This is a genomic window from Streptomyces mutabilis, assembly GCF_046628145.1.
In the GTDB taxonomy this organism is placed as follows: domain Bacteria; phylum Actinomycetota; class Actinomycetes; order Streptomycetales; family Streptomycetaceae; genus Streptomyces; species Streptomyces mutabilis.
The window spans coordinates 3,693,609-3,705,000 of the sequence record NZ_CP176874.1 but is presented as its reverse complement, the minus strand read 5'-3'; the positions used below and the strand labels follow the sequence as shown (position 1 = coordinate 3,705,000).

Sequence of the window (11,392 nt, the reverse complement as noted above, 5' to 3'; positions counted from 1 at the left end):
AACGCCGGCTGTGATGGGTAGGGGAGCGTCGTGTGCCGGGTGAAGCAGCGCCGGAAGGCAGTTGTGGACGGTTCACGAGTGAGAATGCAGGCATGAGTAGCGATACAAACGTGAGAAACGTTTGCGCCGATTGACTAAGGGTTCCTGGGTCAAGCTGATCTGCCCAGGGTAAGTCGGGACCTAAGGCGAGGCCGACAGGCGTAGTCGATGGATAACCGGTTGATATTCCGGTACCCGCTGTGAAGCGTCAAACATCGAGCATCGTGATGCTAAGGCCGTGAAGCCGCCCTGATCTCTTCGGAGTTGAGGGGAGTGGTGGAGCCGCTGAACCAAGCGGTTAGTAGGTGAGTGATGGGGTGACGCAGGAAGGTAGTCCATCCCGGGCGGTGGTTGTCCCGGGGTAAGGGTGTAGGACGTCAGGTAGGTAAATCCGCCTGGCAATAGTCTGAGACCTGATGCCGAGCCGATTGTGGTGAAGTGGATGATCCTATGCTGTCGAGAAAAGCCTCTAGCGAGTTTCATGGCGGCCCGTACCCTAAACCGACTCAGGTGGTCAGGTAGAGAATACCGAGGCGTTCGGGTGAACTATGGTTAAGGAACTCGGCAAAATGCCCCCGTAACTTCGGGAGAAGGGGGGCCACGCTTGGTGATCGGATTTACTCCGTGAGCTGGGGGTGGCCGCAGAGACCAGCGAGAAGCGACTGTTTACTAAAAACACAGGTCCGTGCGAAGCCGTAAGGCGATGTATACGGACTGACGCCTGCCCGGTGCTGGAACGTTAAGGGGACCGGTTAGCTTGGATTCGTCCAGGCGAAGCTGAGAACTTAAGCGCCAGTAAACGGCGGTGGTAACTATAACCATCCTAAGGTAGCGAAATTCCTTGTCGGGTAAGTTCCGACCTGCACGAATGGCGTAACGACTTCTCGACTGTCTCAACCATAGGCCCGGTGAAATTGCACTACGAGTAAAGATGCTCGTTTCGCGCAGCAGGACGGAAAGACCCCGGGACCTTTACTACAGTTTGATATTGGTGTTCGGTTCGGCTTGTGTAGGATAGCTGGGAGACTTTGAAGCTCGCACGCCAGTGTGGGTGGAGTCGTCGTTGAAATACCAGTCTGGTCGTGCTGGATGTCTAACCTGGGTCCGTGATCCGGATCAGGGACAGTGTCTGATGGGTAGTTTAACTGGGGCGGTTGCCTCCTAAAGAGTAACGGAGGCGCCCAAAGGTTCCCTCAGCCTGGTTGGCAATCAGGTGTTGAGTGTAAGTGCACAAGGGAGCTTGACTGTGAGACCGACGGGTCGAGCAGGGACGAAAGTCGGGACTAGTGATCCGGCGGTGGCTTGTGGAAGCGCCGTCGCTCAACGGATAAAAGGTACCCCGGGGATAACAGGCTGATCTTCCCCAAGAGTCCATATCGACGGGATGGTTTGGCACCTCGATGTCGGCTCGTCGCATCCTGGGGCTGGAGTCGGTCCCAAGGGTTGGGCTGTTCGCCCATTAAAGCGGTACGCGAGCTGGGTTTAGAACGTCGTGAGACAGTTCGGTCCCTATCCGCTGTGCGCGTAGGAGTCTTGAGAAGGGCTGTCCCTAGTACGAGAGGACCGGGACGGACGAACCTCTGGTGTGCCAGTTGTTCTGCCAAGGGCATGGCTGGTTGGCTACGTTCGGGAGGGATAACCGCTGAAAGCATCTAAGCGGGAAGCCTGCTTCGAGATGAGGACTCCCACCCACTTGATGGGGTAAGGCTCCCAGTAGACGACTGGGTTGATAGGCCAGATATGGAAGCCGGGTAACCGGTGGAGTTGACTGGTACTAATAGGCCGAGGGCTTGTCCTCAGTTGCTCGCGTCCACTGTGTTGGTTCTGAAACCACGAACAACCCCACACTTGTCACAGGGTGTGGTGCGGTTGTCAGTTTCATAGTGTTTCGGTGGTCATAGCGTAGGGGAAACGCCCGGTTACATTCCGAACCCGGAAGCTAAGCCTTACAGCGCCGATGGTACTGCAGGGGGGACCCTGTGGGAGAGTAGGACGCCGCCGAACAATTATTGCGAGAAAGCCCCGCACCGGGAACGGTGCGGGGCTTTCTGCGTTTACGGGGCTTTATCAGGACGGCTTCACGAGTTTCGTGTCGTACGCCAGGATCACCGCCTGGACGCGGTCGCGTGAGCCTGTTTTGGCGAGGATTCGGCCCACGTGTGTCTTCACCGTCGACTCGGCAAGGTGCAGGCGCTCCGCTATCTCCGTGTTGGTCCAGCCCTGCCCCAGGACCCTCAGGATCTCGCTCTCGCGGTCGGTGAGGGCGGCCAGGCGTGGGTCGGGGGAATCGGGGTCTTCCGTGGGGGCCGGGAGGTGGTGGACGTAGGCGTCGAGCAGGCGGCGGGTCAGGCTGGGGGCCACCACGGCGTCGCCCGTCGCCACGGCTCGGATGCCGGAGAGCAGCTCCTCGGGCTGGGCGTCCTTGACGAGGAAGCCGGACGCACCGGCGCGCAGGCCGGCGTAGGCGTAGTCGTCGAGGTCGAAGGTCGTGAGGATCAGGATCCGGGTGCGGCCACCGGTGGCGACGATGCGACGGGTGGCCTCGATGCCGTCCAGGCCGGGCATGCGGACGTCCATCAGGACGACGTCGGGCGTGAGTTCGGCCGCCATGCGGGCGGCTTCCGCGCCGTTGGCCGCCTCGCCCACGACCGTCATGTCCTCCTGGCTCTCCAGCAGCATCCGGAAACCGAGCCGTTGCAGGGGCTGGTCGTCGGCGATGAGGACGGTGGTCACTGCGGGGATTCCTCCGGGAGATGTAGGTGAACGCGCCAGCCCTGCTCGGGGAGGGGGCGCGGGCCGGCTTCAAGTGTGCCGCCGTACAGGGCCGTGCGCTCCCGCATCCCGGGAAGTCCGCGGCCGTCGGTCGTGGTGGCGGGCCGGACGGCGCGGCCCGTGTCCGTGATCGTGACGGTGACGGCGCCGCCGTCGCCGTAGGAGAGGTCGATGTCGGCGGTGGCGTCGGGGCCCGCGTGTTTGAGGGTGTTGGTCAGGGCTTCCTGGATCACGCGGTAGACGGCGAGCTGTCGGCCGGCGGGGAGGTCGGGGCGGCCGTTGACGGCCGTGCGGACGGGGAGGCCGGCCCGGCGGACGCCTTCGATGAGCGGGGCGAGGTCGGTGAGGGTGGGCTGGGGGGTCAGCTCGGCCGCCTGCCGCCGGTCCCGCTCGTCCTCGCGCAGGACGTCGAGGAGGCGGCGGAGTTCGCCGAGGGCCTGGCGGCTGGTGTCGCCGATCGCGTCGAGTGCCTGGGCGGCCCGTTCCGGGGACTTGGCGGCGGCGTACCGGCCGCCGTCGGCCAGTCCTGTGATGACGGAGAGGTTGTGGCCGATGATGTCGTGCATCTCCCGGGCGATGCGGGCGCGTTCCGCGGCGGCGGCGAGGCGGCCCTGCTGGTCCCGTTCGATCTCCAGGCGGCGGGCGCGGTCCTCGAGGGCGGCGGTGTAGTTGCGGCGGGTACGGACCGTGATGCCGATGAGCGCCGCCACACCGATGGAGAGGAGCTGCGAGCCGAACTGCTGGTTCCAGGAGCCCGCGCTGTCCCCGAAGCGGACGCCCTGGACGAGGACCTGGGCGAGCACCAGGGGCGTGGCCCAGCACAGGGCGCGCAGGGGCAGGCGCAGGGCGATGTGGAAGATGACGAGCAGTTGGAGCATGGTCGCCTGGAGGACGGCGCCGGTCCAGGCGTTGACGAGGGCGACCGGGGCCATCGCGAGCAGGACCGCCGCCGGGTGGCTGCGGCGCCACAGGAGCGGGATCGTGAAGCCCAGGCTCAGCGCCAGCAGCAGCGGGCCGGGGACGTCCAGGTCGTGGGCGACGTTGCGCCAGCCGCCGCCGGTGTAGTCGATGAGGGCGGCCGTGAGCCAGAAGGCGGTGAGGTGCAGGTCCCACACGAGCGGCCGGCGCCGGTCGAAGGCCCGGAGCCGCCGGACGACGCCCTGGACGTGCTCGGTGAGGGGGTCGGCGGCTCTGACCTCGGCTCTTTCTTCCGTCACGGGCTCCATGTGACCATCGTCGGGCTTCCGGGCTCGGCGGGCGTCCGCCTCGGGGCCGTATATGGGATGAGGGCGTAGTACCGGGGTATTACGGTGGCCCGCATGAGTGCCTCGGTCCCCGGTGACTACGTGATCCGCTCCATACGCGCCGACGAGTGGCCCGCCGTGAAGGAACTGCGGCTGCGCGCGCTGCGGGACCCGCTGGCGCACCTCGCGTACCTGGAGACGTACGACTTCGCCGCGGCCCGGCCCGACTCCTTCTGGCAGGAGCGGGCGGCCAAGTCGGCCGAGGGCGCGTCCGGGGCGCGGCAGATCATCGCCGAGGGGCCGGGAGGGCTGTGGCTCGGCACGCTGACCGTGCTGGTCGAGGAGGCCGGTACGACGGACTGGGCCGGGTCGCCCGTGGAGCGGCGGCAGGGGCACGTGGTCGGGGTGTTCGTACGCCGTGAGTGGCGGGGGAGCGGGCTGACCAAGGCGCTGTTCGATGCCGGGCTGGAGTGGGCCTGGGCGAGCGGCCTGGAGCGGGTGCGGCTCATCGTCCACCCGGACAACGGGCGGGCGCAGGCGGCCTACCGGAAGGCGGGGTTCGCGCCCAGCGGGCGGACGGTGCAGTTGGTGGGCGGGGGGCCCGGCGAGGTCGAGTTGGAGTTCGTGGTCGAGCGGTGACGCCGGCAGTTCGTCCGTGCTAGACCGGGAGTTCGTCGTGGGGCCAGCGGGCGCGGCCCTGTTCGCGGGAGCGGAGGAGGGCGAGGGTCGGCAGGCCCCGCTCCGCTCCGTCGGCAAGCAGCTCCGGGAGCTGGGGGAGCGGGGCGACGGCGGCCACGTCGTCCAGGACGAGCGTGAGTGGTGGGTCGAGGCGACCGGAGGATGACCGTTCGGCCATGCGCCGGCCGCTCTCGACCACGCTTGAGACGAGCGCCGTCAGCAGCGGCATCGCGCCGGGGCTCGTCCGGGGGTCTTCGATGGATTCACCCACCACGTAAAGGGTTCCCTGTTCGTGCACGAAGGAATCCAAGGCGAGGGCATCAGTTCGGTTGGGAGTGCACGCTTCCCGGATGTTGACCGTCGACAGGGCGGCCAGGGCCCGGCTGGTGAGCTGCTGGGCCATGTCCCGGCGGTCGGGGTGGGCGGTGAGGGCGCCTTCGAGTTCGCCCGCGGCGCCGGGCGCGGCTTTGGGGTTGGTGCGGAGGACGCGTACGGCGTCCTGGATCTGGAGGCCCTGGGACCAGCGGTGGACGTGGCGGACGGTGCGGCCGTCGATGGCGGCGGCGTGGAGGTAGCTGCGCAGGAGCAGTTCGGCGGTGTCGCCGACCGCCTGGTCGAGCCGGGAGGTGGGGCGGACCGGGGCGAGGAGGGCCGCGGCACGGGCCGTGGCCGTCGGTCGGTCCTCGCAGCCGGTGGTGGGGGACCAGTGGACGCGGGCCGGGGTGTCGCAGAGGTGGCCGGGGTCGTAGAGGTGGCAGGGGCCGAGTTTCGCGCGGGCGTCCTTGGTGTCCGACCATAGGGCCGGGTTCGAGGTGATGACGAGGGCGGCGCCTTCTGCTTCGCGCAGGGCGTTGGCGGCGGTTTCGTGGCGGGTGGTCGGGGGGCCGTAGTGGATCGCGCCTTCGGCGCGGGGGGTTTCCCATCCACCCACACGTTTGCCGTCGGCCACGGAGGCGAGGGGGTCGTCCGTCGGTGCCGGTGCCGGTGCCGGTGCCGGTGCCGTCTGCCGCGGCGCCCTCGGGGTCGGCACCTCGTGCACCTGCTCCGGTTCCTGTGCGGGCGTCGGCGCCGCGGTCGGCTCCTGTACGACCGCCGCCTTCGCCTCCGCGCGCCGGCGCTGCCGTACCGCACGCCACCGGGCGAACGTGCCCATCACGAACACGGTCAGCACCACCAGCACCATCAGCTGGCCGATGAACAGCCCCCAGAACAGCCCGTACCCGGAGAGTGCGGAGGCGGGGGCGTCCGGCCAGGCGCCGGGGATGTCGTGGGGCTCGGCGACCAGGTGACGCATGGCCAGGGGCGTGCCGCTGAACGTCACGCCGGCGGGCCAGGAGCCGTGGGCGAACAGGGCGGCGAGACCGGTCGCCGTCCACACCAGCAGGGTCATGCCGAGGAGGAAGGCGAGTATGCCGATCAGCAGGCCGTCCGGGATGCCGCCGCCCTGGCCGTCCCGCCGCTGGTCGTCCGGTCTCATCTGCCCCGTGCCTCCCCCTCGCCTAGGCCACCGTCGATTCGGACGAGTCGCCGATGTGCTGTTCCACGAAGGCCGCCGCCCGCTCCTCCGCCTCCAGTTCGGCGGCGCGCAGGGCGTCGTCGTTGAAGTCGGAGGAGGACTCGGTCATCGCGCGGTCGGTGAAGACCAGCGGGCGTTCGGTCTCGGTGATCAGGTGCTTGACCACCTGTACGTTGCCGTTGACGTCCCACACCGCGATGCCGGGGGTGAGGGCCGGGATGATCTCCACGGCCCAGCGTGGCAGGCCGAGGACGCGTCCCGTCGCCCGCGCCTCGTCGGCCTTCTGGGCGTAGATGGTACGGGTGGAGGCCATCTTCAGGATCGCCGCGGCCTCTCGGGCCGCCGCCCCGTCGACGACGTCGGACAGGTGGTGCACCACCGCCACGAACGACAGACCCAGCCGCCGCCCGAACTTCAGCAGCCGCTGGAACAGCTGCGCCACGAACGGGCTGTTGATGATGTGCCAGGCCTCCTCGACCAGGAAGATGCGCTTCTTCCGGTCGGGGCGGATCCACGTGTGCTCCAGCCAGACGCCCACGATCGCCATGAGGATCGGCATGGCGATGGAGTTGCGGTCGATGTGGGAGAGGTCGAAGACGATGAGCGGGGCGTCGAGGTCGATGCCGACCGTGGTCGGGCCGTCGAACATGCCGCGCAGGTCGCCGTCGACGAGCCGGTCGAGGACGAGCGCCACGTCCAGGCCCCACGCCCGTACGTCGTCTATGGCGACGTTCATCGCCTCGGCCGACTCCGGCTCGGGGTGGCGGAGCTGCTCGACGATGTCGGTGAGGACCGGCTGGCGTTCGACGATGGTCTCGTTGACGTAGGCGTGCGCGACCTTGAGCGCGAAGCCGGAGCGCTCGTCCAGGCCGTGCCCCATCGCGACCTCGATGATCGTCCGCAGCAGGGCCAGCTGTCCGGTCGTCGTGATCGCCGGGTCCAGGGGATTGAGCCGGATGCCGTGGTCCAGGGCGGCCATCGGGTCGAGGCGGATGGGCGTTATGCCCAGCTCCTCGGCGATGAGGTTCCACTCGCCGACGCCGTCCTCGCCCTGGGCGTCCAGGACGACGACCTGGCGGTCGCGGAAGCGGAGCTGGCGCAAGACGTACGTCTTCTCCAGCGCCGACTTGCCGTTGCCGGACTCCCCGAGGACCAGCCAGTGCGGTGCGGGGAGTTGCTGGCCGTAGAGCTGGAAGGGGTCGTAGATGTAGCCCTTGCCGGAGTAGACCTCGCGGCCGATGATCACGCCGGAGTCGCCGAGGCCGGGCGCGGCGGTCGGGAGGTAGACGGCCTGGGCCTGGCCCGTGGAGGTGCGGACGGGCAGGCGGGTCGTCTCCACCTTCCCGAAGAGGAAGGACGTGAAGGCTTCGGTGAGGACGGTCAGCGGGTCCCGCATCAGGCTCAGCCCCTACCTTCGGATGCCGGTGGCGAACGGAAGAGTGTTCACGAAGGCGCGGTGGTGCTCACGGTCGCACCACTCCAGTTTCAGGTACGACTTACCGGCCGAGGCCCTTATCGTCCGCTTGTCGCGGGCCAGCGCCTCGGGGGAGCGGGAGGAGACGGTGATGTAGCCGACCAGGTTGACGCCGGCGGCACCGCTGGCGAGGTCCTCGCCCCGCTGGTCCAGGCGGCCGTGGGCGGCGATGTCGCGCGGGTCGACGGTGCGGTTCATCTTGGCGGCGCGGGACGCCTCGGCCTCGTCGTTGGTCTTCTCGGTCAGCATGCGCTCGATGGCGACCTCGGTGGGTTCGAGGTCCATCGTCACGGCGACCGTGCGGATGACGTCCGGGGTGTGGACGAGGAGCGGGGCCAGGAAGTTGACGCCCACCGGGGTCATCGGCCACTCCTTGACCCAGGCGGTGGCGTGGCACCACGGGGCACGGGTGGAGGACTCGCGGGTCTTGGCCTGGAGGTACGTGGGCTCCATGGCGTCCAGCTCGGCCGGCCAGGCGTTGCGCTTGGTCATCGCCTGGATGTGGTCGATGGGGTGGTCCGGGTCGTACATGGCGTGGATGAGCGAGGCGAGCCGGCCCTGCCCCAGCGGCTGGCGCACGCGGATGTCCGCCTCCTGGAGACGGGAGCAGATGTCGGTCAGTTCGCGCGCCATGACGACCGCGAGGCCCGCGTCCCGGTCCAGTTTGCGCCCGTTCTGGGGGCGGGCGGCGCGGGCCATGGCGTTGGCCTCGGCCGCCAACTCGCGGGTGTAGTGCATGCAGGCGATGAGGTACGCGCGGTGCTGCTCGCTGCTGGTGGACACCATCGACTGGAGCTGGTCGTACGACTGCTGGAGCCACGCCGGTGACCTGTCGTCGCCGCGCTGGGCGACGTCCTTGGCGTGCGCGTCCGGGTCGGCCGGGAGGGTGCGGGCGAGCATCTGGATGCGGGTGACGAAGCCGTCGCCGTTGGCCACGTGCTTGAGCAGCGTGCCGAAGCGGTCGACGAGGGCTTCCTGGTCCTCGGAGTCGCGCAGGCCGACGCCGGGGCCCTCGATCTCGATCGCCGCGGTCACCGTCTTGCGGTCGGCGTGCAGCAGTACGGCGATCTCGTCCGGCCCGAAGGGCGCGGCCAGCCAGGTGATGCGGCCGATGCCGGGCGGCGGTCCCACCTCGACCTCACGGCCGTCGAGCCGGGTGCCGGCCTCGATGGCGCCGGAACGGTACGTGGTGCCGTTGCGCAGCGTGCGCTTGTAGCTGCGGTTGATCTCGAACCACTTGTAGAACGTCCGGTGCTTGTACGGCACGTAGACGGCCGCCAGCGCGAGCATCGGGAAGCCGACGAGCAGCACGATGCGCAGGGTCAGGACGGGGACGAGGAGCCCGCACATCATGCCGAGGAACGCGCCCACGACGATCAGCGCGATCTCACCGGTCTCGCGGTTGCGGCCGACGATCGCGTTCGGCCGGGCCCGGCCGATCAGATACGTACGGCGGGGCGTGACCGGATGGGACACGTGGGACTCGGTCGTCAACGCCCGTCACCTCCTGTGCTGTTTTTGCTGTTGCGGGTGTTACTGGCGTGGGGGGTGTTCACCGGGCTGCCGGAGCGCGGTGCGGGTGCGGCGGAGGGGACAGTTCCGCCGCCGCCGTTCGCGGAACGCGCGCTGTGCGCGGCGACTCCGCCGGAGGCGGGGTTCGAGGGGCGGGGGGCGGAGGAGGCCGTGGACTGGCCGCCTCCGCCGTCGCCGTTGTGCCGGGTGCTGTGGGTTCTGATGCCCTGGGCGACCAGGTTGGCCGGGGAGCTGATCACGGCGGCGGCCTTGCCCTCGGCACCCTGCATGATGCGGTTGTTGCGGCCGTTGGCGATCTCGTCGCCGAAGCCGGGGACGAAGCGGTAGATCATCGCGGACGCGAAGATGGCGAGCAGGATGATCGCGAGGCCGGAGACGACGGCGGAGAAGGCGTCCGGCCCGTCGTCGGCCGAGAGCGCGCCGGCGAGCCCGAGGACGATGACGATGACGGGCTTGACCAGGATCACCGCGATCATGATGCCCGCCCAGCGGCGGACGTGGCCCCACAGGTTCTTGTCGACCAGGCCGGCGTAGACGACGGTGCCGAGCAGGGCACCGACGTAGAGCAGGGCGGCCCGGATGACGAGCTCCAGCCAGAGGACGCCGGCGGCGAGGATCGACACCAGCGAGACGACGATCAGCATGATCGGTCCGCCGCCGATGTCCTCGCCCTTCTTCAGGGCACCGGAGAACGTGCCGAAGAACGTGTCCGTCTCGTCGCCGGTGGTCTTGGCGAGGACGTCGGTGACGCCGTCGGTCGCGGACACGACCGTGTAGAGGATCAGCGGCGTGAACGCCGACGCCAGGACGGTGAGCCAGAGGAACCCGATGGCCTCGGAGAGCGCGGTGGAGAGGGGGACGCCGCGCACGGCACGCTTCGCCACCGCGAGCAGCCACAGGACGAGCGTGAGGATCGTCGACGCCGCGAAGACCACGGCGTACTGCTGGAGGAACTTCGGGTTGGTGAAGTCGACGTTCGCGGTGTCCTCGACGGCGGCGCTCAGCTTGTCGACGGTCCACGCGGCGGCGTCGGCGCAGCCCTTGGCGAGGGAGGAGAGGGGGTCGAGGGTGGAGGTGATGCCGGGGGCGTCTCCGCCACCGCCGGTGGACCCGGACTCCCCGTTCTCGCAGTACTCCTTGGCGGGGCCGACGATGAGGTCGCAGTTGCCGTCCGACGGCGTCGGCGTCGGCGTCGGCGCGGCGACGGCACGGGTCGCCAGCAGGACGACCGCTGCCTGTCCGGCGGTCAGGGCAGCGGCAACCCTCAGTACGCGACGCTGGTTAGCGGGCATACGTGAACCCTCCGTACTCCTGGACGGCCTTGGACATCTCGTCGGCGCTGGAAGCCTTGTTGTCCCCGGGAACGGGCGCGGGGCCGTCCTTCTGGGAGAAGCTCTCGACCTTCCAGTCGTCACCCGTCCAGCGCAGTTGGAGGGTCATGGTGAACCAGTCGCTGGTCACGGGGCGGGTGGTCTTTTCACCCGCCGTGCCGAACACGCCCGTGCACCAGATCTCCACGGTCGCTGCGGCGTCCGAGTACTGCGTTGTCTTGGTGCCGACCGGCACGGTGCGTGAGACGTAGGTGTTGCCCTTCGCAGCGTTGCCGTTCTCGTCCAGACCGATGCTGCTCAGGAACTCCCTGCTGTACGCCCTGTTGAACTTCTCCTCCAGGGCGGCTTGCTTGTCGGCCACGAAGACTTGCTGGACGATCTCTGCCCGACGGGAGGACTTGAGAATGTCCGCCGAGACGAGAGCGACCGCATAGTTCGCCGCCGCGCTCTGCGCCCCCTGCTCGTCCTGTGCGAAGCCCGACTGGACCGGTGCCGTGCCGGACGGGGCCGTCGAGGATGCCTTCGGCTTGTCGGCGGCGGCCTCGGGGGAATCGGAATCGTCCCCTCCACGGTTCGCGAAGGCGATCGCGGCGATGAGGAGGACGACGACGCCGACCACTGTGACCAGGCTTCTGGACGACGAACGGCCGCTGCGTCGGTGGCCGCCCTCCTCCTCGGGCAGCCGCATCCGCGTCCCGCTCGTGCCGCCGTAACCGCCGGAGGACTGGTGGTCGTCTCCGAGACTCATGCCGCGTACGCCCCCTCGACGTCGTGCCTGCCGTAGAAGTACGACGGTAGCCGTGCT

8 protein-coding genes and 2 rRNA genes (1 of these 10 running past the window's edge) are annotated in these 11,392 nt (G+C 68.6%); 3 read left to right on the top strand and 7 right to left on the bottom strand.

The window, feature by feature from the left end:
* Positions 1 to 1,837 (top strand): 23S ribosomal RNA (locus ACLIN4_RS16565) (it extends 1,285 nt beyond the left edge of the window).
* An 89-nt stretch (positions 1,838 to 1,926) separates the two neighbouring features.
* A 5S ribosomal RNA gene (rrf, locus tag ACLIN4_RS16560) occupies positions 1,927 to 2,043 on the top strand.
* A gap of 63 nt (positions 2,044 to 2,106) precedes the next feature.
* Here the strand turns inward: rrf and ACLIN4_RS16555 are convergent.
* Together ACLIN4_RS16555 and ACLIN4_RS16550 are read right to left on the bottom strand one after the other, a co-directional pair.
* Positions 2,107 to 2,772 (bottom strand): response regulator, encoded by a 666-nt coding sequence (locus tag ACLIN4_RS16555; RefSeq protein WP_381915334.1) that lies wholly within the window; start codon positions 2,770 to 2,772, stop codon positions 2,107 to 2,109.
* The gene (locus tag ACLIN4_RS16550; protein ID WP_290012442.1) at positions 2,769 to 4,037 is read right to left on the bottom strand and encodes a sensor histidine kinase; all 1,269 of its coding nucleotides are present in this window, start codon (positions 4,035 to 4,037) and stop codon (positions 2,769 to 2,771) included. Before ACLIN4_RS16550 ends, ACLIN4_RS16555 begins: the two co-directional genes overlap by 4 nt.
* A 93-nt stretch (positions 4,038 to 4,130) precedes the next feature.
* On the opposite strand from ACLIN4_RS16550, the gene ACLIN4_RS16545 reads away from it, so the two are divergent.
* Entirely contained in the window at positions 4,131 to 4,694 is a 564-nt protein-coding gene (locus ACLIN4_RS16545) for a GNAT family N-acetyltransferase (RefSeq protein WP_179342562.1), read from the top strand.
* A 19-nt stretch (positions 4,695 to 4,713) separates the two neighbouring features.
* On the opposite strand, the gene ACLIN4_RS16540 is transcribed toward ACLIN4_RS16545, so the two are convergent.
* From ACLIN4_RS16540 to ACLIN4_RS16520, 5 genes are read right to left on the bottom strand one after another with little or no spacing between them, the layout of a single operon-like run.
* On the bottom strand, positions 4,714 to 6,210 hold the full coding sequence (locus tag ACLIN4_RS16540) for a type IV secretory system conjugative DNA transfer family protein (protein WP_411575953.1): 1,497 nt from the start codon (positions 6,208 to 6,210) through the stop codon (positions 4,714 to 4,716).
* A 22-nt stretch (positions 6,211 to 6,232) separates the two neighbouring features.
* The gene (locus ACLIN4_RS16535; RefSeq protein ID WP_411575952.1) at positions 6,233 to 7,645 is read right to left on the bottom strand and encodes an ATP-binding protein; all 1,413 of its coding nucleotides are present in this window, start codon (positions 7,643 to 7,645) and stop codon (positions 6,233 to 6,235) included.
* 12 nt (positions 7,646 to 7,657) lie between these two features.
* Positions 7,658 to 9,217: an SCO6880 family protein gene (locus ACLIN4_RS16530; RefSeq protein WP_289908032.1), complete on the bottom strand. Its 1,560-nt coding sequence runs from the start codon at positions 9,215 to 9,217 to the stop codon at positions 7,658 to 7,660.
* Positions 9,214 to 10,548, bottom strand: a complete 1,335-nt coding sequence (locus ACLIN4_RS16525; protein WP_411575951.1) for a hypothetical protein — start codon at positions 10,546 to 10,548, stop codon at positions 9,214 to 9,216. Before ACLIN4_RS16525 ends, ACLIN4_RS16530 begins: the two co-directional genes overlap by 4 nt.
* Positions 10,538 to 11,335 (bottom strand): hypothetical protein, encoded by a 798-nt coding sequence (locus ACLIN4_RS16520; RefSeq protein WP_107478706.1) that lies wholly within the window; start codon positions 11,333 to 11,335, stop codon positions 10,538 to 10,540. The genes ACLIN4_RS16525 and ACLIN4_RS16520 overlap by 11 nt, the downstream gene beginning before the upstream one ends.
* Positions 11,336 to 11,392: the final 57 nt, after the last annotated feature.

What these genes read in the sequence shown, in the direction of transcription:
- ACLIN4_RS16550 (WP_290012442.1), bottom strand. Translation starts at nt 4,037, where the DNA reads ATGGAGCCCGTGACGGAAGAAAGAGCCGAGGTCAGAGCCGCCGACCCC.
- ACLIN4_RS16545 (WP_179342562.1), top strand. Translation starts at nt 4,131, where the DNA reads ATGAGTGCCTCGGTCCCCGGTGACTACGTGATCCGCTCCATACGCGCC.
- ACLIN4_RS16540 (WP_411575953.1), bottom strand. Translation starts at nt 6,210, where the DNA reads ATGAGACCGGACGACCAGCGGCGGGACGGCCAGGGCGGCGGCATCCCG.
- ACLIN4_RS16535 (WP_411575952.1), bottom strand. Translation starts at nt 7,645, where the DNA reads ATGCGGGACCCGCTGACCGTCCTCACCGAAGCCTTCACGTCCTTCCTC.
- ACLIN4_RS16525 (WP_411575951.1), bottom strand. Translation starts at nt 10,548, where the DNA reads ATGCCCGCTAACCAGCGTCGCGTACTGAGGGTTGCCGCTGCCCTGACC.
- ACLIN4_RS16520 (WP_107478706.1), bottom strand. Translation starts at nt 11,335, where the DNA reads ATGAGTCTCGGAGACGACCACCAGTCCTCCGGCGGTTACGGCGGCACG.